Origin of the sequence: Ramlibacter sp. (assembly GCF_035548915.1) — a bacterium.
In the GTDB taxonomy this organism is placed as follows: domain Bacteria; phylum Pseudomonadota; class Gammaproteobacteria; order Burkholderiales; family Burkholderiaceae_C; genus Ramlibacter.
The window spans coordinates 92396-115205 of sequence record NZ_DASZSE010000039.1; the positions used below are offsets into that span (position 1 = coordinate 92396).

Consider the following 22810-nt stretch of genomic DNA (forward strand, 5'->3'; position numbering starts at 1 on the left):
AGAAATCTGCCTCTCTCATACCTTTGGATAGCCTGCTGGTGCGCTGGAGTGGCCCCGCGTCTGCGCCATTCGTCTCAGCGTCATCTGAGATCGGAACCGGCCCGGAACAGGGGTTACCCAGTGGGCTTGCATGAAATGCCCTGACGACGAAGATGAACTCCTGCCGCGCGACCCCGCTTTTCCACGAACAACCTTCCCTCGCCGATTCCGCCTGGGCACCGCCGGGCAAAGAAAGCCTCGATGTCAGCGGCGCCACCACCACGCGGAGGTTGCTGCCCCTGCCGGCGATCGAGGGCGCGAAAGAGCCGCTCGAGCGGCTCGAGCGGCTCGAGCGGCGAGCCTCGTCTTGCGGGACGCCGGCCGGCCCGCGTGTCTTCACCATGACGCGCCGGGAGGGCAAGCCGTCGGCGAGCGCGACGCTCGGTCCGGTGCTTCAGGAGCGGTGGGAAAGCGGAGACAACGAGACCGCCGCGGCGTGCTTCAAGACCATGTGGATCGCGGGACAGGTGAGCCCATGTCATGTCGACATGGGCATCTCCGCCAGCCTGCGCGTGGGGCAGGTGGCAGACGCGATCGCTTACCTGGGCGACATGCCGAACCGCGGCCTCAAGCCCGGCGCATTGACCTGGACGGCGTTCAGGACGTACATGGGGTCCTGCACCGATGCCATAACGTTGCTGGCCTGCTTCAACGCCACGCGCGACGCCGGCTACGTGGCCGACCGCGCCGAGATCCAGAAAGTGATTTCGGCTTGCGCTCACGCCGGCCGGCTCGACGATGCCGTCAACCTGTTCAACTCCGCGGCCGCCCAGCTCATGCATCCCGACCTTGCCGGCATTCGGCTCCAACTGGCCCGCGACCTTTGCGAAGGCGGCCACCATCTGCATGTGCTGCGTGTGTTCGAGGCGATACGCAAACCCGATGTGCCGTGCATCGAGGAGTTCGGCTACGCGATCCGTGCCCATGCGGCGCTCAGCCAGCCCCGCGAAGCGATCGACCTCTGGATCGCGATGAGTGACTCGGACCGCGCCGGAGTCGATGACGCGACGTTCGAAGCACTGCTGCACGCATTCGAACGCATCTACCCTTGCGCCGGCCTACGCACGGGCGCTGCGGCCGTTGCAACTCCGATGGATGCCAAAGCCGCGGCCGGGTTGCTCGACGCCATGAGGGCGAGCCGCCGCGTGCCGACCACGCAAGCCTTCAATCTCCTGCTCGTTCTGGCCCGCTCGAGGGGCGGCGAGCCGGCCGCGCGCGAGGCATTCGCGCAAAGGGCGCTCGCCTGGCTTCGCGGGGTCGTCCGTGCAGGGCTCGAGCCCGACACGAACACCTACGACATCATCCTCACGACATGCGCCGAAGGTGGGCGCGCCGTCGATGCGCTCGACTACCTCGACGAATTCTTCGAGCACGCCGTGAAGCCCGACGTCCACACCTACAACCGCGCGATCTGGGCTTGCGGCAAAGGCGGGGTTCCCGGTCGCATCGACGGCTACCTCGCGAAAATGCGCGAGCGGCGCATGCAGCCCGATTTTCAGACTTTCAGCTGCGCCATCGCGGCGTGCGGCGACGACGACGCGGGCCGCCGGCAGGCCGGCGAATACCTTGCGCGCGCCAAGGAGGCGTGGGTCTTCGACTCGAGCCTGGGCCTCTGGCCCGACAGGGCCGTACTCGACTTTCGCGAGTCGGCCGTCCGCGACGTTCGCATGCCTGGCACCTGCCAGCCGGACCAGACGGTGGCCGTACCGGTGGCCCGCGCGATCTTCGATCATTTCGCCGACCAAGGCGCATTCCGCGAGGACACGCGGTTCGTGGTCGGAAACGACCCGGAATTCCGCAGGACCGTGGTGGGGTGGATGAAGGAGCGGCACATGAACCCGGTGTGGCGTCCGGGCCGTCCGAGCTGGCTCATTCGAAAGAAACCGGAAGCAAGCGGCGAGCTCACGGATCGATGAGGTCGCGCTGGCCGCGGGAGCGACCGGCCCGCGACCGGACCGCTTTGACGGCGGCGCTGCCGCGAGGCAGACTTGCGCGTCATGAGGCGCAGCCGATTTCTCGCGCGCTGTCTGGCGATTGCGCTGGCCGCCGCGGCCTTGCCGGTTCCGGCACTTTCGCAGATTCCGCAACTTGCGCAAGGCAAGGCCGTGCGGCTGATCGTGCCTTATGCCGCGGGCGGACTGCCGGACACTGTCGCTCGCATCCTGGCGCCTTTTCTCACCGATGCACTCGGGGTGCCCGTCGTCGTCGACAATCGCAGCGGCGCGGGAGGCGCCGCGGCCATGGCGGCACTCGAGCAGGCGCAGCCCGACGGCTCGGCCTTCCTGCTCACGGACGGTCCGCTCCTCGCCGTGGCGCCCTACCTGAAGATGGGCCGCGTATTCGAGTCGGCCGCCGGATTGCTACCGGTTTCCGTGGTCGGGACGGCTCCGCTTTACCTCGCCGTGAATCCGCGGCTCGGCGCGGCGACGCTCGATGACCTGGTCCACCTCGCGCGCGCGCATCCGGGCAGGCTCACATACGGGTCGTCCGGGCTCGGCAGCATTCATCATCTGACGGCCGAGGCCATGGCGCAGGCGCTCGGCATCCGGCTCACGCACGTGCCGTTTCGCGGCAGCTCGGCGTCGGTGCCGGCGATGATCGCCGGCACGGTGGACATGGTGTTCGCTTCGCCACCGTCGCTCATGGGTTTCGTTCGCAACGGGCAGGCGCGCATCCTCGCGGTGAATTCCGTGCGGCGTTCGGCGCAACTGCCCGACGTGCCCGCGCTCGCCGAGCGGATCGACGGCTTCGATTTCGCGTTCACGGTGGCCGTGCTCGCGAAGGCCGGCACCACGGCGGACATCATCGCGCAAATGAGCCGTTCCATCGCGCAGGCCGTGCGCGTGCCTCGCATCGCGGAGCAGTTGCGCTCGGCGGGTGTCGATGCCCTGGGGAGCTCGCCGCGCGAGGCGGCGTCCAGGCTTCGGGCCGAGACGTCGCGGATGGCGGGGGCCGCGCAGGCCGCGGGAATGCGCGTCGAACGCTGACAGCCTCTCAGCCTGCGGACGTCGCGCGTTCGTTGTATCGGTGTTCGTACGAAATGGGCAAGGCGGTGAACGCGGAGTGTCCGATCATGCGCACCAGTTCGGCGGGCGGGAACGTTGCCATCCATGCGACCACATTCGCGACCGACGAGCCCAGCAGCGCCGCGAAGTGCTCGAGGCTTTCCGCATTCAGGGTGTAGACATCGGCGCCGACAATCTCGTTTCCGAAGTTGGAACGTGCTGCGACGGTGACCCGAACGTGCCGCTCGCCCGAGCGTTCGATCCTGATCGAACCCGTATCGATCGTCGACATGCGCTCGATGTCGTTGTGACTTTCGGACAGGCGAGGCAGGGGCGAGCCGGCGGGAAGCGCGCAGCCCTGTCCCGCGAGAGCATCCTGAAAGGCCCTGCGATTGTCTTCCACCTGGGCGGCGCGATCGCCGGCGTCGGACTCATTCAGGCACACGTATTCCTGTCGCAGGAGTTTCGGCACGAGCCGCCCGAATTCGCCGGAAACGAGCTTTTGCGCCTTTGCTCTCGCGTTGGAAAAGAAACCGCGCGGCAACTCGTTCGTTGCTTGCGATCTCCGGTTGAGGGCAGCCAGTTGTTGCCTGAATCTGACCCGCGCGCCCTCCGGGGTCATGGCCCCAAGAATCTTCCTCGCGGACCTGTCGGTGCGTCGCAGCCTGGCGGACTCTTCGACGGTGAGGAAGCCATCGATATGGATGACGAGCGGAGCCGCCCTAGGGTCCTGGGTGAGGGAAGCTCCGGCCAGGGGTTGCGGGTGACGCAGGCGCGACAACGCCGAGCACACCCTGCGAGCGAACCCGCCTACGGCAGAGAAGGTTTCGCGGCCTTCCGAGCGCTGGTGGTTCGAGACCGCGGGCTTCCGCCCCGCAGCCAGTGCCAGGGGACCGCCTTGCTCGCGGCATCGCTGCCCGCCGTCAGGCGCTGTCTCATCGATCCGCTTCAGGCTCAGGGTGCCGCCCTCACCGGGCACGCTTTCAACGTGAACGACGGTGGGATGGCCCTGACCATCGGATGCATCCTCGGTCCCAGGCGTTTTCGGAAGGCGCGCGCGGAATGCGTGGCCCGAGGCAGCTGTCATTTCATGATCTCCGCCCCTTGGGGCTCTTTTCCCTGTCGGAAAGCCTTCGAGACTTTTCCCTCGGACGGCTCCGAGTCTGAGTGCGAAAGGCATTCACTGCAATTAGGCGAACGTCTGGTCTACCCAAGAACCTGGGCCAGGGTCACCGTCGCACCCGAATCGAGGTGCAGCCTCACCTTGGATGCATCGGCAAAGGTCAGCGAAATCTGCGTGCTGGTCTCGCCGTGCTGCCACGCGCCGTCGAAAGTGTACATGCCACCGGAGCCCTGCGCGCTCTGATGCAAGTGCATGCCGGCGGCGAGGTTCTGCAGGTCCGTCACGGTGCTTCCCGCCGCGGGATCGTCGAAGTACAGGTCCAGGAACAAGGCGTTCGCCTGATCGGCGACAACCCACAGGTCGTCCAATTGCTTGTCCATGTGCACCTGCGTGGCCTGCCCGCTCTGGCCGCCCATCTGCACCTTCAGGTAACCGTCGTCGGCATTCACCACCAGCGTTCCGGCGGAGTCGGCGTTGCCCGCGATCGTGGTCACGCCCGCGTCATCGGGCTCCACGCTCGTGAGCTCGCCCGCGAAATCGACATCGCTTCCGAGCCAGTCGATGTTGACGGTGGCAGTCTGCCCCGTCGACTGGCTGAGCGCGGTGCGGCTGCCCAGGCCCGCATTGACGGTGGCGTTGCCGGCGCCTTGCAAGTCCACTGACGTGGCCATGTCGGTATCGTTGTCTTCGGCATTCACCGTGACGCCCGAGGCGCCGTCCACCCGGACGGCATTCCCCGCAGTGGCGTTGACCGTGGCGCCCGTGGCGCCCGAACGGAGGTGCACCAGGCTGGCCGCGCCACCGCCGGTGACTTCGATGCCCGCCACATCCACGTCGATCGTGTCGGCCCCGTCCACGCCATCCACGCTCTTCAACGTGCTCGTGGCATCCAGGGTGATGCGGTCGGCGTTGGGTGTTCCATAGAACGCGTCGACAGCAGAGTCGAAGAAGCCGAACTGCGAAGTGGCCGCGCCGCCGACATAGCGGCTCAGCACATATCCACTTGCCGTGATGTCGGTGTGTCCTGCAATGGGCCCGGTACGCCTGGCCAGGTCCACGCCCTGGTCGGGGAGAGACTCGACCGGCATCACCATGACCGAATCCGACGAGAGCCCGTTGCCGTACACCTCGTACCACTGCGTGGCATCGTCGGAAACGATCAAGGTGACGTCATTCTCGTTGTCGGCCGTCATGCGATTGGCATAGAGCGCGGCGTTGCCCGTCGTATCCGCGGTCGGGGTCGCGGAGCCGTTGAGAACCACCTTGCCGAGGCCTCCATCCAGGATGACGCTGTTGTCGCCCGTGCGCAGGTCGAACACATCGTTGCCGCCGCCGCCGCCGACATAGGTCACCGATGCATCGTCCGCGGTGAGGCCGAAACGGGTGAAGGTGTCGCCGAACGCGCTGCCGAAGAAGGTGTAGATGCCCCGATAGCTCACGAGCCCGTTGTACCCGGCTCCTGCATGGACGATCTGGCCCGACTGGGCCATGTCGAACATGACCGCATCCGCGCCGGTGTTGGCGCCGAAGCCATCCACGATGTAGCCGCCGTTGGCGCTCGTGTCCAAGGCACTCGACAGGTGGTAGATGTCCAGGCTGTCGCCACCATGAATGACGGCATGCGGATTCTGCACGATGAACTGGTTGGTCGACCCCGCGCTCGACTCGCTCACGTCGACATCGACATAGGGGTTGACCGCGCTGTCGGCGTCGGGCCGGATGAAATATGTGGCGGGCGCATCCGTCGTATTGCTCAGATGCAGCGTGATGGAAGGGACGCCACCCGTGGACAATGCGGCGATGCTCAGGTCGTCTCCCTGATCGTGATACGCCAGCGCACCGTAGGCTTGCACGGGATTGCCGGAAGAGTCGTTTTCCACCAGGGACGCATTCAGGATTTCATAGTAGTTGCCGAAACTCCCGTTCTTGGCACGCTGCGCCACCTCCACAGAGGTCGCGGAGGAGAGAGAAGACGCTTGCTCCATCTCCGCATCCAGGTCGTTCACGGCGAGCAGGTGTCTTCCGCCCGCGGCCAGCGCGTCGTTCCAGTTGTTGTAGACGCGGAACAGACCGGCGCCCAGGGCAGGCAGGGCGAAGTAGGAAAGGATCTGCGCCACGAACAGACCACGCGCGGTCCACAGAGCCCTGTTGTACCCCGGATCGCCTTCCTTGTACCCCCTCGGCACCAGACGGGCGACAGTGAACTTCACGATCGGGGCCCAGGCCAGATTGACCAGTCCCGTGTAGTCCCTGGCGTTCTTGAACAGCCCGCCGAGGCCACCCAGCATCAGCAAGGTCTGGCCCAGGGCGAGAAATCCGTTGGCCACCAGAGGCGCGTTCTTGTTGGCGAATGGCGCGGGTTTGGAGTTCTTGGGGGCCAGCAGACTCAACAGATAGGGGAATGGACCCCAATTGGCGAAATCGCCCACGGACAACGACACCCCGCCTGCCATGCTGAAGAACGTCTGATACTGCGTGATCTGCAGATCCTCGATGTTGGCATCCACCGTGGCATTGTTCGCCTTCAAACGGTCGATCGCCGCAAGGACGGGAGGCGTCAGGTTGATCAGTTTCAGCCTCTGCATTTCGTCCAGCATCGCACTCAGGTGCGTGACGTTCGCGGAGATCGCGGCTTGCAGCGCTCTCGCGTCCTGTATCTGCTGGTCGGCGATCTGGTACTTTTCGTAGCCGGCCCAGACGGTCGCCCAGTCCGAAGCCTGGAAGGCCAGCTGGGGTACGAACGCCTTGCCGAAGGACATGAGCCGGATGCGCAGCGACAGGTTGGGATCGCCGCTCTCGAACTGCGGCCGGCGGTATTGCCAGAACGCCCATTCCTTCTGGAATTTGTCCTTGAAATCGTTGATGTGCTTCTGATCGACCTCGGTCATCCAATTCGAGACTTGCACGGGCATCCCCGCCGCGACGCCGGAACCCGGACCGATCCAATCGAGGGCGATTCGCTCCAGATCATCTCTGGAGAGGAGCTTGCCATCCCGTCCCGTGCCCAACTTGGTCCAGTAGGGCAAGAAAGTCGTGTAGCCCTCGAATTCGCTTGTGACGAGCCCTTTGATCGCGTCATCCCACGTCTTGAACAGGAATGGGAATCCCAGCCCCCCGAGCATTGGTCCCCAAGGGGTCTTCAGCTGCCCCACAAGATCCACGCCGTTGACGATCTTTTCCCCGGCCGTGTATCTCACCCACAAGTCGGGGTCGAGCAGGCGGTTGCCGATCAGGGAGCCCACGAACTGCATGATGGACGCGGTAGTCGCAACGCCGTCCGCGTAGTATTTCCGGGCGAGCAAAGGATCGTCGGTGGCCGCGTAGTTCGCGAAGTTGGTGTAGACGTCCAGGATGGAAAGGTAGCTCGCGATGAATCTGAGCGTCTGGTCGATATCGGCGTAAGACTTGAGGTAGGCGGCTCTGGCTTTGTAATCCTTCGCCATCCGCTGGAAATCGGCGAGCTGGTCGGTGAGGGAATCGAGTTTTGCGAGCCTTCCTTGCTCGACATCGATGTTGACCTTGAATTCGCTCACCTTCTTTTCTTCGTCCGCGAATTGACCCCTCAGCTCGTTCAGCGGCGCGTCGACAAGGCCCAGGTTTGCGTTGGTGGCAGCCAGGCGGCTCAGGACATCGGCTTGATTGGCAGTCAGATCGCCCATCCGCAGGCGCGCTGCGTTCAACTGCGTGGCGAGTCGGGCGATTTGTGTCTGCATCGCCGCGATGTCGGGCGTCGCCGCACCGAACGCGGCGTCGATTTCCTGCAGGCTCGCCTGAATCTCTGTCCAGCTTTGCTGTCTTGCCGTGAAATCGGCGAGCTCGGCCTGCAGGCTCGCGATGAAGCCGTTGTGATTGTCGATGTCGGTTTGCAGGCTCTGGCCGATGTTGACAATGTCCCGGGCCTGAAGCACCAATCGGGCCTTCTGATCCAGCAAGCCGTCGACACGTCCCAGGATGGTCTTCATCTGACTCGCCGCGACGTCGCGAGCCGCTCTCAAGTCAACCAATTCTGCGAAGTCGCGCTGGCGAAGCGCCAGCAGGTCCGCCAGCTGAACGGGGTGGGCGGAGTCGAACCAATTGCCGAATCCGGTGCCGAAGGTGTTGTAGGTACGGAAGAAGGTCGCGGCGACATAGAAGCCGCGGGCGAAAGAAGAGCTGAGGGACGGCGGGATGCTCGGCAGAGGTGTCGCCGACGGCGGTTGCGAATTGATCAGGGCCCAGACGAGCAGCACGTCCGCGGAATCGTCCGTTACGATGATGTTGTTGGCCGGGCCCACGGCATAGGCAATTCCATCGCCCGTGAACTGATTCAATTGGTCAGCGGTCGTCTGCGTCGAGTTCGCACCGGCAAGGGCGATGATTTTCGACCAGTAGGCGGCGTCGCCGGTCAGGGTCGACGTGCCGTTGGCCCCTCGCGTTCTCCAGTCCGCCTGGTTTTCCGCGAGCAAGGTCGCAATCCGGGTAACTTCGCTGTCCGCGTCGGTTTGCTCGCCGGCGAAGACGCTGGCAAACGCGGTATCCGACAGGTAGATCTCATCGCCCCGGGTGAAATAGGTCTTCGCGTTGGTGTCGTTCAGGGTCTGCAGCTCGGCATTCGTAAGATGTCCGAGATCGTCCGTCGTGTTCTGGCTCTTGAAACCCGCTTGCTGCAGGAGGCTCAGAACCGTCGGCGAAGAAGCGAGCGAAACCGCATCCGGAAGCGCGGGGACCGCATCGAAGTCTGTCGTGTTCGTCGTGTCCGTGAGGTTGCGATACACGTCCACCGCGACCAGCAGGTTGCCGTCGGTGTCGTAGGCCACGTGCTGCTGCGGCTGACCGTCCTCCATCGCGAGCGCTTCGCGCTGCTGCTGGGTGAAATTGTGCAGATCGATGGGCGTCGAGCCATTGGGAATCGGCGCGATCGCAGTGTTGTTCAGGATGGAGGTGATGGCTTCCGTGTCGGACGCCGGGACGATGTAGATCGACGGGATGGATGTATTCGCCTTCAGCCCTTGCCGCAGCAGATTCAGCTGCGCCTGACTCGCGTTGTACAGATCGAGCTGGGTCGAAATGGTCGCCTGCAGGCCATCGGGCGTCGTCTCGTGGCTGAGCAGCGTTCGTCCCGCCGGTGACCCGCTCGCCTGTGCGGTGCCTTGCACGGTATGGAGCGCTTTGTTGCCGGCATCGAGCCCCTGGAGTTCCAGGCCCAGGAACTTGAACGTGTCCGCGCCGACCCAGTGCTCGGTGCCGTTCACCACATAGGTGCCCAACCCGGGCGCTTGCCACTCCGGCAGGCCGCTCGCCTGGGTCAGGTTGATGTTCAGCGAATGCAGCTTGTCGATCTGGTCCTGCGTGAGGTTGTAGGCCTTGTAGTGCGTGGCGTTCGCGGTGGGCACCGTGCTGTCCGCGAAGGCGGGCAGCAGTGTCGCGAGCGTCGTGCTGTCCTGCGACGAGAGTGCCTGCGCGGTGGAATAGGCAATGGCCGAGTCGTCCACGCTCATCGCCGCGTTCAAGGCTGTGCCGAAGCCGGTGGCCGTTGCGCTGCTCATCCAGTACATGCCGCGGCTGTCCTGGAAGACCGTGCCCGGGGGCTGGACATTCAGCGCCTGCGACAAGCTGATGTTGTCGTTGAACGAATTCTGTCCGCCAAGGCTGGTCACGACGCGGAAGGAGAGCCAGTCGCGGTTGCGGTCGAGCTGCGCGGCGAAGTCCGAAGCGTCGACACAGATGAGGTCGGTGGCCTCGTTGGCCGGCAATTGTTCGAGCCGGGAGACATACGTGTCCGCGCTCATGTAGAGCACGTGGTTGGTCGCATCCAGGGCGATATTGCCCTGGGTGTAGAGGCTGTCGTACCGCGTGGCATCGGTGCTGCCGAGCGCGCTGGGCGCGGCGGTCGCGAACACCCCGCCGCTCGCGGTGAGCGCCGAATACAGGGCAGCGTCGATCTTCAAGGCCACGACGTACTTGTCCGCCGGGGTGGGCGTGGCGGGATTGTTGTCGTCGGCGGCGTGGGCCAGGAGCGGCGCATTGCCATAGACCCATTGGTTGTTGATCTGGATGAAATCCGCCTGGCTGCTCACGCCATAGGCCTGCGCCAGATCGCCCAAGGCACCCTGAATGGCCACGTCGTTCTGCGTGGCCGAGTTGAGCTGGGCCTGGCCGAGCAGATAGTCGCGGGTGGCCGCGCTCATGGTGAAGCTGCCGTCCGCGTTGGCAACGACCGCATGCGTCAGACTCACGTCCGCTGCGACGTTCGTGTAGTACGGGGTCACCATCAGGTCCTGGAGCAGCTGCTTGAAGCTGGTGCCGGACTGGACCGCGCCTGCCTGCACGGTGAGGTTTCCGTCGGTGCCTGTGGTGGCCGCGCCGAGCATGCTCGTCAAGTCCAGCGCCGCGTTGTGTTGAAGTGTCTCGATGCGGGTCGACACGCTTTGCACGATCCGGTCGCGCATTGCGCCGGACATGAAGTAGTTGCCCGAGGCGTCCTGCACGTAGGCGTTGCCGATGCTCTGCAGGGACAGATACGCCCCGTGGAGCGACTCGACCGAGTACACCGCGCCGCCGACCGTGAGCGTGCCGAAGTCGATGGTGGCCGGGTCGAGGCCCGGTGTGGCCAGCAGGGCCGCATCGAGCGCCGTGTGATAAGCCGTCTCGGCGCTTTGCAGGGTCTGCCAGGAGACCGCGTGACTCGGGGCCGCGACCGGCGTGCCTGCTGCGGCTGCGGCTGCGGCATCCTCTTCAGCCTTGGTATAGACCTTGAGCGTGTCGACGCCGCTCAGGTCGTCGACCACATAGGAGGGCAGATCGGCGGCGTTGATTTTCACGAGCGCGGTGTCGGGCACGGCGCCCTGGCCGCTCATGGTGTTGTGCAAGGTATTGAAAAGGGTGCGGCTTTCCTGCAGGAGTTCGCGCTGATCCGCGCCTTGCAGTGCCGTCGTGATGAGTGCGGCGGTGGCGGGCGTCATGACCACGCTGCCGTCGGCCAGCACCGCGTAGTCGCCGTTGCCCAGAGTCGCCGGGCTCGTCACCTGGTGAACCACGACGCCGTTGAGATTGGGGGATGCGGCGCTCAGCAGTCCGAGCGTGCTGGTGGGGTGAGCAACGTCCGCGGGCAATGCGTTGCCGAAGATCTTGGAGGACGCCCCATAGGTCGCCTGGTCCGCCGGCGACAGAGCTGTGCCCGAACCCACAAGCTGGCTCATCAATGCTTCGTAGTTGGGCTCGGCCGTCCATCGAGCGAGCAGATTGGCTGCCGGCATCTGGGTGCTCAGGTCGGTTGAACCCAGTGCGGTTTGCAGGCTCGACCGCGTGATCTGCTCGAGCCAGGCCACCGTGTCGCAGGAGATGACGATCTGTCCGCCGCCCGCATCGGCATACGCACCCAATTGCACCGCGCTGCCATCGGCCAGCGCCGCTGCGGTGGTCGCTGCCGTGGGGCTGCTGCCACCGACGCGTTGCAGCGTCAGGCCGAAGGACGCCACCTGGTCGATCAAGGTGCTGCTCACCTTGATGCCGGGGATGGCATCGAACAGCAGGGTTTGATTGGACACGGCGGACGCCCCATCCATCAGCTGGTTGATCGCGGCCGCCGCCATGAGCTGCGTGGACGTGAGCAGCTTCGGCGCGACGGTGCCTTGCGCCCACCCGCCGACTTCGGCTTGCAGCAGGCGAAGCGTGTCGAGGCTCATGTGCAGCGCGCCCGAAGCATCTCTTTGCACTGTGCCCACCGCCGCGGCAAGCAGCCCCTGATGGCCCGACGCGGTGTCCACGAAGGTGCCGGTCGCGCCCAGCTGCATGATCGCGCTGCCCTGCAACAGTGTCGCGTTGGCGCTGCCGAGCGTGACCAGCCCGTCGCCATCGACCAGCGTTGCCGCAGTATCGAGCGTGGACAAGAGGCTTGTCGCGCCCGCATTGGTATGCACCGCGCGGCTCATGAGCGGGCTGTAAGTTTCGCGCACGCCGGCCAGATACGTGAGCAGGGTGAGGCGAGTGTCGGCGCTGATGATGTGGTCGCCCGAAGACGTGATGTCCAGATTCGCGATGCCGAGTGCCTGCAAGCCCGGGTCGATCCGGCCGAGGAGCTCCAGTGTTTCCTGGTTGATGAGGAAGCCGTAGCCGTCGGCGCCGGTGGCAGTGTCGGTCCTCGCCCAGGTGGGCACCGGCTGGGAAAGCAGTTCCTGCTCGATGGCCGCCAGCTGAGAGTCCTGCAGTGTGATCTGCGCCAGGTAAGCCGATTGCACCGTGGAGGGATCCGGCGTGGCGGCGAACACCGCGTTCTGGGTGGTTGTCCTCGCGGCGGCGAGGCTCACCGGGGCCGCGAACTGCGCGGCCGCGTTCGTCGTGTTGGCCGCCGGAGCGGCGGCGATGTTGGCATCCAGACTGGCCGGCGTGAACAGATCGCCCTTGCCTGTCGCGGCGCCCGCCTGTGAGGCCGCCGTGGCTTGCCACGCCTGGACGGTGGCCTGCGAGGTGCGGATGTCGTCGCCATCGAGTGCGTAGTTGCCGATGGTCGTGAACAGCGCCTGGACTTGCGCGGGAGTCAGTGGCGGCTGCCCCGCGGGGTGGGTCAGGTCGCTGAAAGTGCCGAGCGAATGCTGCGTACCGGTCGGCAGGCTTTGAAGCCACGTCCTGAACGCGGCGTCGCTGTGCATGACGACTGGTTGATCGTCACCCAGGGACATGGCGCCGTCGAGCGTCTGCAGGCGCCGGTTGGCGTCAACGAATGCGCTCGCAACGGCTGTCGCATCCGAACTCGGGGCGAAGGTCGCCGCCGCCACGGCGCCGGCTTGCATCAGCAGCCAGTGCTTGGTGGCGGTGCTCATGGTGAGATTGCCGCCCACCACGTAGACGGTGCCGAGTGCGTCGGTGCTCACGTGGCTGGGGTCGGTGCCCACCGCAAAGACGAGGTGCAGCGCCGTGAGCTGCTGGGGGGTCAATGCGAGGGTCTGGACGTTGCCCGATGCATCGGCGCTGCCGAGAGCATTGTTGACCGCCGTCTTGGTTGCCGCATCGACCGTGTCGGCCGGCTGGGTCGGGTCCAGCAAGTGCGAGAGCTGCAGCAAGGACTGCATCTGTGCCGAGGCGCCTTGCAGCAAGGCGTTGCGGGCGTCCGTGCGCATCCAATAGATGCCGTCCGTCTCGTCGAACAGCGCGGTCGCGCCCGTGGTCCTCACCGCGTCGATCTGGTTTTGCGTGAACTCGGTGCCGCGCGCCGTGATGGCGGGCAGAGGCACCCCCAGCTTTCGCAGCTCCAGCATGGACTCGGTGCTCACGGCCACCAGGCCCATGGCCGCGAGCGCGTCGACACTGTCGCGAGCCAGCGTCGTGGCAGTGCTCGTGCTGGTCCCGTCGACCACCACCAAACCATTGGCCGGCACAGGCTGCGCGATCGAGCCGAAGGCGTTGTGCGCGAGCTCGCTGCGTTGTTCGAAGTATTGCGCCAAGGCGGTGTGCCGAAGCAACTGGTCCACGGCTGCGGGGGTCATCACCAGTTCGCCATCCGCCGTATAGGCGAACGCGCCACCGGTTGCGAATTGCGATTGCTGCTGCGTCGTCCACGCGCCGGCGTCGGCAACGCAGCCCAGGTTCACGAGCGTGAAGCCGGCATCGGCCGCGGACTGCGCGAAGCTTTGCCAGCTCATGCCCATCTCCACGGCATTGGCCGTGCCGCCCGCACCGACGGTGATGTCGGGGGTCGTATCGACATCGAGCAACTGCCGCATCACGATGCCGGTGTTCCCCGTGGCGACGAGCACATCGGAGAGCGACGACGGCTGCGTCTCATCGCGCAGGACCTGCGCCGCGGTGGAGACGGCCGGTGCCGTGTAGTTCAGCGGGTAGGCGGTGCCGGTGGTCGTCCCGCTCTGGCTGAATTCCACCGAGAGCGCGTTATAGACCGCATCGAAAACGTCCTGCGGCAGGAACAGCGTGTCGACGCCGCCGACCGTGTTGCGGTAGACCGTGGTGCTGCCGCTTGCCTTGCCAGCCAAGACGTTGGCATCCAGCGTGCCTTGCATGCCCTGCGCCGCGTACCGCTGCACGCTGTCGATGGTGACGCCCATGTCTTGCAGCAACTGCACCACGCCGGACGTCGCGGCCATGGGCTTGAAGGTGACCGCGCTGATCGCGGCGTCGCCGTTGAGCGGGATGGGTGTCGCGTTCCTTGCGTTGTTCAGGCTGATCAGGCTTGCCACGTCGGCGCTCAAGGCCAGTCCGTCGGTGCGCATCTGCAAGGGCCCGAGGGCCGCCAGTTGCGAAACCACGCGGTCGCGCATGTCGGCACTGAGCGAAGTGGCGCCACCGCTTACGCCCAGACTCCCGAGCAGGCTCACCATGGCCTGCGTGAGCGTGTATTGCCCCGTGGTGGCATTGGCCTGGCTGGTCTCCAGGGCGTCCTGCAAGGCCTGCAGCTGTCGAGCCTGCAGATCGATCTGGTCGTTCAGTTTTCCGATCAGGTCCGTGCGGGTCGCATCGGTGAACACGATCTGCCCGCCGACCGTGGTCCACTCCTGCACGCTGCCGACGGTCAACGTCGCGGTCGTGGTGCCCGAAGGCAAGAGGTTCAGCTGGGCCGAGTCGAGCCTGTGGTCGATGTCGGCGATGCCTGCGTTGGTCAGCAACTGCTCCAGCAGCGGGTCCGCGCGATACAGGCCCGCCGTGCCGGGATACGCCGGCACCAGGGCCAGGGCCATGAGCGCCAGCTGGGCGCTCGTCGCGCCCGGGTTGGTGGCGATCAGGCGCACCAGGCTCACGTGCTGCTGGACGTCTTGCAATTGCGTCGCGGTCAACGTGAGCGTGCCGGTGGAATAAGTCGCCAGCGCACCGGGCTCGCCCTCGGCCACGCCCTCGGCGGGCACGTATTCCGTCCCCTGAAGCAGCGAAGGATTGGCCGTGTGCGTGATGCCGGGAATGACGGTCGTGGTGCCCGCGTAGAGGTTGCCCACGAGCGCGGCCATCGCCTTGTCGGCGTTCGTGCCGGCCCACTGGTAGCTGCCGTTGGATTGCCGCACGCCGCTCGTGAGCCACCGGGATGCTTCGCCATACCAGTCCTGTCTTGTCTCGCTCATGACCTGATTGGCCGCAGCGAGGAGGACGGCTTGCGTGTTGTCCGAGAAGACGAGGCCGCCCGTGTCCTGCTTGTAGAGCACGGTGGAGGTCGCAGCCAGGATGCTCGTGTCGGTCTGCGAGAGGCTGCCCTTTGCGTAGTCGGCGTCGATGCCGAGTTTTTGCAGCGCGGCCTGCAGGGAGTCGCCGGCTTGCAGCAAGTCGGCGCCCTGCCGATTCGAGAACACGAGGACGTTGTGCACTTCCTGCGCCAGGTTGTTGCGCGCGACCATGAGGGCCTGCATCTTCGAGACGACGTCGGCCGCATTGCCTTGCACGGCCGTGTTGGAAGCCGTCTGCGCGGCGGCGAAGGCGGCGATGGCGGCGTCGAGCGGGCTCACTACCGCCAGTGCCACGCTCGCAGCCAAGCTGGAAGTGCCTTGCTCGTCGGTCGCGGTGATCGCGATCTGCCGCGCGGTCGAGTCCGGGTTCGGCAAGCTGTTGGACAAGCTGATCTGCCCGAGCAGCGCCTGATATTGCTGCGTCGTTGCTACACCGGAGAAGGTGATCGTGGTGCCGTCGGTCGATTGCACGAGCGTCATCCACTCGGGCTGCTCGCCCGTGAACGCCAGCGTATCGCCCACCTTGCGATTGGTCAGCTGCACAACCAGCTGGCTCAGGTTGCCACTGTCGACGTCGGCCAGCGTCGCCGCGCCGGCCAGCGTCACCGGCGTGTGAGCTGCCGTGTAGTCGGTGCTTTGGGTGTAGGTCGGCGTCGTCGTGGCGACCGTCACCGTCGGCGCGTCATTCGCGCCGGTGATCGTGACGACCAGGGTGCTGGTGCTGGTCGCGCCCGCCGTGTCCGTCACCGCGTACGTGAAGGTATCCGTCAGCGTGCCGGTGAGCAGCGCATCGACTGTGGCATTGGTGTTGTCGACGACGTATGCGTACGTGCCGTCCGCGCCGATCGTCAAGCTGCCGTACTGGCCGACCACTGCCGTGCCGTCCGCGGACGTCGTGTCCGCGGTGACGTCGCTGCTCGCGCTCGACGTGCCAACCGCCTTGACCTTCTTCGTATCGCCGGCATCCACATCCGTGTCGTTGGACAGGACAGTGCCGGTGGGGTCGGTGCCGGGCGCCGCATTGCCCACGCCGCCTGCTTCCACCGCAGCCGCGGTATCCGCGACCGCGACCGGGGCGTCGTCGGCGCCGTGGATGGTGACCGTCAAGGTGCTGCTGCTGCTTTCGCCCGCCGTGTCCTTCATGGTGTACGTGAAGGAGTCCGTCAGCGTGTCGGTGAGCAGTGCATCGACTGTCGCATTGCTGTTGTCGACGACGTACACGTACGTGCCGTCCGCGCCGATCGTCAGGCTGCCGTACTGGCCCACCACTGCCGTGCCGTTCGCGGACGTCGTGTCCGCGGTGACGTTGTTGGTCGCGTTCGAAGTGCCAATGGCCGTGACCTTCTTCGTGTCGCCGCTGCCATCCACGTCCGTGTCGTTGGACAGCACGTTGCCCGTGGGGTCGGTACCGGGCGTGGCATTGTTCACCCCGCCTGCTTCCACGGCGGGCGGCGCGACGTCCGCGACCGCGACCGGCGCGTCGTTGACCGGTGTGATCTGCAGCGTTGTTTCAGCATGGGTCGTGCGGCTACCACCCCACCCGCTATGTCCCTGATCATCCACATCAATGCCGAGCGTGACGGTGCCGTTGGCATTGGTTGCAGGGGCGTACCACAAGCCCGTACCCGACGTCAGAAAGTTGTTGATGTCTTCAATGGACCCGAACAGGACCACGTTCGTGGCGGTGCTTCCGGACCCGAAGAAAATCCCACTGGGGAGGTCCGCGATCAATGTTCCCGTGCCCACGCTGAAGGTGACCTTGATCTGGTCGGTCGGCGCGCAATCATCGGCGATGCTGATACCCGTCAGTTTGAATGCCTGGGCGTCTTCATCGAAGCTGATTTGAGAGGGGCGTGTGATAACCGGCGCGTTGTTTTGAGCCAGCCCGGTTCCCCCGCCGCCGCCTGTCTTGTAGGCTTGTAGAAGTTCAACAGCCAGAATCGTTCCACCTACGATCAGAAGGACACCGATGCCCGCGACAATGGCCCAAGCGGTCGCTGCGGCGTCGGCGGCTGCTGCCGCTGCTCCTGCTGCCGCTGTTTCAGCAATGGTTACCGCGGCTTGCGCAAGTCTCAATGCTCTGACTGCTGCTTGTGCTTGTGCCAATGCAGCTTCCGACTCCAATTGTGCTGCTCGTGCTGCTGCGGCCAATTCTGCTGCGTTGGCTGCTCCTGCTTCAATTGCCGCGGCCGAGGCTGCTTCTGCGGCTGCTTGCGCGTCCAACGCGGCTGCCAATGCCGCTTGTGCTTGGGCTGCGGCTGCTGCTGCTTCTGCCGCTGCTGCCGATGCTTCTGCGACTGTCTGCACCACCGGAGCTGCAACCAGGGATTGCATCTCGACTCCAGCCGCAGCCCCCGTCGCCGCGGCACCAGTCAGACCGAAAAACGCTCCCGACGACACAGTCGGCGCAACGTCGGTCTTCGGCAGTTCATTGAGCGGCTGTATCACGATGGAAGTCAGCACTCCGGCGCGCTCATCCGTTGACGAACCGCTCAGGCCCGGATCCACGCCGTTGTTTCCATGGTCGCTGATGGTCGTGTGAAGATAGGCAACCTGATCATTGAAGACGCCATGCAGGTTGTTGATGTAGTTGTCGAGTTGGCTCTGTTGGCCAACCAGCGTCAGCGTGGAGGTGTTCTGCCCTGTCACGGTGATGAGCTTGGCGCCGGATGAGTCAACCGGAATGAGAGACTCATCGGCGCGCATCACACCGGCGTCCGTGGTCATCACGAATGAAACACGCCCGTCAGGCAGCAGTGTCACTGTCGATGAGCGCGTGGTGTGGGCAGTGTCCGGCGCGATGTAGCGCACTCCCCCTTGCGCAGCCGTGTAGTTGACTCCCTCTGTTCGATGCACCAGATTGTTGATGTTCTCGATGCTTCCGGTCAGGGTGATGGTGTGACCATCGCTGCTCGCATTGACCACCACCCCTGATTGCGAGGAAGCCACCAATCTTCCACCACCTTCAACAGACAGAGTGACCGTCACGTCGCCGCTGCCGCTGTCGGCATCGCCGAACTGGATGCCGGTCAGCAGTTTGCCTTGGCCACTGGCGCCGCCACCGCTGTAGGCGAAGGTCGTGCCAGGTGCCTCGATGGTCGGCGCATTGTTGATGGCCGCCACATTCACAGTGGCGGTGTTGCCGGCCGCCGCATAGGCGCCGTGCGAGTCCTGCACCGTGAACCCAAAGGTGACGGGGCCATTGAAGTGCTGCACCGGCACGAAGGTCAGGTCGCCCAGGTCCGCGGCCGCGACTGTGGCACCGGCCACGACGGCTTGACCATTGAGCATCAGGCGCCCCTGGTTTTGTGCATTGGGCAGCGTGTCGATCCGCACACCGCCCAAGGCGTCGCCTGTGTCCACATCGGTCAACCCGAACAGGCTGGAGCTGAACAGATTGGGGATGAAATGCAGCGTCTGAAATTCAGTCTGTGTGAGTACGTTGTGCCCTGCGTCCACGACTTGACCGTTCGCGCCATAGACAAGCTTGCCCACGCTCGACGACGGAATATTGTCGATGCGCACGGCGTCCACAGGATGGCCGGCTTGCTCGCCATACTGACTATTGACGTATGTCAATTCGAGGCCATAGAACCCGTCTTCGTTCATGGAGGTGGACACGTCCTGGCCCACCGGCGCGTCGTTGGTGCCCAGGATGTTGACGGTGATGGTGCTGGTGGTACCGTCCGCGCTGGTAACGACAACCGAGTCTGTGTAGGTCGTGCCGGCGGCGAATTCGTTGTGCGCGGTGTTGGCGGTGTAGGTCCACGCACCGTCGGTGCCGACCGTGAATGTGCCGTAGCCATTGCTGCCCGCGACGTTGTCCAGCGCCGTGAAGGTCGTGGCGCTGTCCACATCGGTGATGGCCAGCGTGCCGCTGGTGCCGAGCACCGCATCGGTCTCCGTCAGGTTCGCCACGGCCGGCGTGATCACCGCTGCGTCGTTGGTCCCCAGGATGTTGACGGTGATGGTGCTGGTGGTGCCGTCGGCGCTGGTGACGGTGACTGCATCGGTGTAGGTCGTGCCGGCGACGAACTCGTTGTGCGCGGTGTTGGCCGTGTAGCTCCACGCACCGTCGGTGCCGACCGTGAATGTGCCGTAGCCGTTGCTGCCCGCGACGTTGTTCAGCGCGGTGAAGGTGGTGGCGCTGTCCACATCGGTGATGGCCAGCGTGCCGCTGGTGCCGAGCACCGCATTGGTCTCCGTCAGATTCGCCACGGCCGGCGTGATCACGGCCGCGTCGTTGGTGCCCAGGATGTTGACGGTGATGGTGCTGGTCGTGCCGTCCGCGCTGGTGACCGTGACCACGTCGGTGTAGGTCGTGCCGGCGACGAACTCGTTGTGCGCGGTGTTGGCCGTGTAGCTCCACGCACCGTTGGTGCCGACCGTGAATGTGCCGTAGCCGTTGCTGCCCGCGACGTTGTTCAGCGCGGTGAAGGTCGTGGCGCTGTCCACATCGGTGATGGCCAGCGTGCCGCTGGTGCCGAGCACCGCATTGGTCTCCGTCAGATTCGCCACGGCCGGCGTGATCACCGCCGGATCGTTGGATGCGAGGATGTTGACCGTGGTACTCGCGATGGCCGTCAGGCTGGTGCCCGCGCCTTGGGCGCCGCTGTTCCCGTCGCCAAAGAACCAGTCGATCCGCACACTGGTGCCTGGGTTCTCGCTCGTGTTGCGGTAGGCGATCTTCCGCAGCGCCGAGTTCACCAGTGCCGTGGTGGCGAGGGGCTTGAACAGCAGCACCAGCATTCCCGCGCTGTTCATGACCACGGTGGCGATCGGGACGCCGTCGACAGACAGGGTGCTGCCCTCGGTGAGTGCACTCAGCGAGCCGGTGGCGCTGAACACATCCTCGCTGTTCGCGCCGCCACTGCGCTGCAAGGTGAGCTTGGCGCCGTCGAAGTTGCCGTTGCCGCCGTTCGCCGCCGCGAGTTCCGGGTCCGTCACCGACGCGCTGGCATTGAGCACGACAGGACTTCCGTTCTCGGTGAACGTCGGAATCGCGACCAGGCGCGCGTTGTCGACGAGCAGCCCCGCGCCGTCGTTCATCAGCGTCCAGGAGCCCGACACCGATCCTTGCGACTTGATGGTCACGACGGTCGCCGTCGAACTGGCGGTGAACCGGACCACGTAGTCCGCCCAGTTCGCGGTGGTGGTGAAGCGGCCGACTTCCACGCCGTCGATGTCGATGGACATGATGTCGCCGACGTTCACGTTCGCGCGCGTCACGGCCGCCAGAGTGAATTCGTAGGCCTGGCCGCTCGTCGTGCCGACGGTGGTCTGGATGTACGACGGCGTGTTGGCCGGACCGCTGTTGCCCTCGACTTCCACGAAGTAGTTGCCATCGGCGGCGCCGGGGATGCCGAACCACGTCGAGGCGGCCGCGTTGTCGACACGCTCGATGGCTCCGGTGTTGCCGCTCCAGCCGGTGCTGCCGCTTTCGAACGACGGGTTGCTGACGAGGTTCGGGGGGGCGGCGAGCACCGGTGCGTCATCGACCGCGACGATGCCTACCGCCGTGCTGCCGGTGCTGCTGAGCGCCGAGCCGGAGCCCTGGCTGCCGCTGTTGTTGTCGTTGAAAGTCCAGTTGATCTGCACGGCAGTGGGCGGCACGTCGCTGGCGTTGCTGTAGGCGATCTGGCGCATCGCCGAATTCACGAGCGTGGTGGTGGCGCTGCTGTTGAAGGTGAGCACCAGCGTGCCGCCGCTGTTGGTATAGGTGCCGATGGTGGTGGAGCCGACGACGACATTGCCACTGGCGGAACCCAGCGTACCCAGTGTGCCGGTTGCGCTGAACACGTCCTGGCTGTTGGCCCCGCCATTGCGCGCCAGCGTGAGCGTGGCGCCGCTGAAGTTGCCGTTGCCGCCGTTCGCGGCAGAGAGCTCGGGGTCCGTCACCGACGCGCTCGCATTGAGCACGACAGGGCTTCCGTTCTCGGTGAACGTCGGAATCGCGAACAGGCGCGCATTGTCGACCAGCAGCCCGGCGCTGTCGTTCATCAGGGCCCAGCCGCCCGACACCGATCCTTGCGACTTGATCGTCACGACCGTCGACGCGGAACTGGCGGTGAAACGGACCACGTAGTCCGCCCAGTTCGCGGTGGTGGTGAAGCGGCCGACTTCCACGCCGTTGATGTCGATGGACATGATGTCGCCGACATTCACGCTCGCGCGCGTCACGGCCGCCAGAGTGAATTCGTAGGCCTGGCCGCTGGTCGTGCCCACGGTGGTCTGGATGTAGGACGGCGTGTTGGCCGGACCGCTGTTGCCCTCGACTTCCACGAAGAAGCTGCCGTTGGGGACACCCGACACACCGTAGCTCGACGGTGAACTGGAAATCTCGACTCCGGTGTTGCCGCTCCAGCCGGTGCTGCCGCTCTCGAACGATGGGTTGCTGACGAGGTTGGAGCCCGAGACGGGCAGGGTGAGGACAGGCGCTTCATTGACGTTGGTGAGCGCGATGGTCACGACCTTGTCGTAGGTCCAGCCGTTGATGTCCGTCGCGCGCACGGTCACGTTGTGCGACGCGGTGGCGTCGTAGTTCAGCAGGCTGCCGTTGGCAACCGTGATCACCCCCGTGGAGCTGTTGATGGCGAAGCGTCCGCCGGCGCTGTCCGTGAGCGAATAGGTGACCCCGAGGATGCCGGCGTTGGAAAGACCCGCGGCAGTGCCGACGAAGGTTCCGTTGGCCGAATTCTCGGCAACGCTGAGGCCCGCGGTCCAGACGCGAACGTTGTCCACGTCCATGTCCGTATTTCCATTGGGAAGGATCGACGAGTCCACGAACTGGATGGTCGTCGACGTCGAAGTTGCCGTGAAGGTCACCGTGTATGTCTGGTAACCCTGGCCGGTCGATGAAGTGACCACTGCAGTCGTGTCGGTGACGGTACTGTCCACGACGGTCGTGCCTCCGGAGGTGACCTTGACTTCCAGCATGGCGGTGTTGGCGTTGGTGTTCGTCAAGTGCTCGGCCATGTCGAACACCAGAACATACGTTTGCCCGACAACGGTCGTGATGGTCTGGCTCAGGGCGCCGCCGTTGCCGGTGCCCCAGCCATGAAAAACGGCCAGCTTGCTTCCGTCACTGCTGCGAGCGGAGTTGTCATACGCCCCTGTCCCACCGAAGATACTCCAGTACGTCGGCGCAACTCCGGGGCCCTGTCCGGCGTTCTGCGTCTCGAACGAACCGTTCAACAGGAAGTTTGCGCCGCCACCGACGACGACGTCGTCGGTGCCCTGGATGTTGAAGGAAAACGGTACGACTCCCGAGGGGTGATGGCCAACATTGATGGTGTCGGTCACCGTCTGGCCTGCCACCAGCTGCTGGACATTCGAATTGCCGTTGTTCAGCGTGTAGGTCCACGTTTGCGTATTCAGATCGACGACCAGGGTCCCATACGTGCCCGTATAGGTACCGCCGTTCAACTGAAGACCGCCGGTGGAGCCACTCACAGTTGTGGTGACGTCTTCCTTGAGGGTGCCGTTTGTCATGTTTTTCTCCA

General features: G+C 65.1%; 4 protein-coding genes. 2 read left to right on the forward strand and 2 right to left on the reverse strand.

The features are described 5' to 3' along the window. The first annotated feature begins 269 nt into the window (after positions 1 to 269). Positions 270 to 1955: a hypothetical protein gene (locus VHA82_RS14745; protein WP_325544975.1), complete on the forward strand. Its 1686-nt coding sequence runs from the start codon at positions 270 to 272 to the stop codon at positions 1953 to 1955. Positions 1956 to 2036: 81 nt separating this feature from the next. Then, positions 2037 to 3026, forward strand: coding sequence for a tripartite tricarboxylate transporter substrate binding protein (locus VHA82_RS14750; RefSeq protein WP_325544977.1), 990 nt, complete (start codon positions 2037 to 2039; stop codon positions 3024 to 3026). A 7-nt stretch (positions 3027 to 3033) separates the two neighbouring features. Here VHA82_RS14750 and VHA82_RS14755 read toward each other — a convergent pair whose 3' ends face one another. Then, positions 3034 to 4131, reverse strand: a complete 1098-nt coding sequence (locus tag VHA82_RS14755) for a hypothetical protein (protein WP_325544979.1) — start codon at positions 4129 to 4131, stop codon at positions 3034 to 3036. Between the two features lie 119 nt (positions 4132 to 4250). Next, on the reverse strand, positions 4251 to 22799 hold the full coding sequence (locus VHA82_RS14760; RefSeq protein ID WP_325544982.1) for a VCBS domain-containing protein: 18549 nt from the start codon (positions 22797 to 22799) through the stop codon (positions 4251 to 4253). Positions 22800 to 22810 lie beyond the last annotated feature (11 nt).

Coding starts and splice junctions, on each gene's coding strand:
- VHA82_RS14760 (WP_325544982.1), bottom strand. CDS start 22,799: ATGACAAACGGCACCCTCAAGGAAGACGTCACCACAACTGTGAGTGGC.
- VHA82_RS14750 (WP_325544977.1), top strand. CDS start 2,037: ATGAGGCGCAGCCGATTTCTCGCGCGCTGTCTGGCGATTGCGCTGGCC.
- VHA82_RS14755 (WP_325544979.1), bottom strand. CDS start 4,131: ATGACAGCTGCCTCGGGCCACGCATTCCGCGCGCGCCTTCCGAAAACG.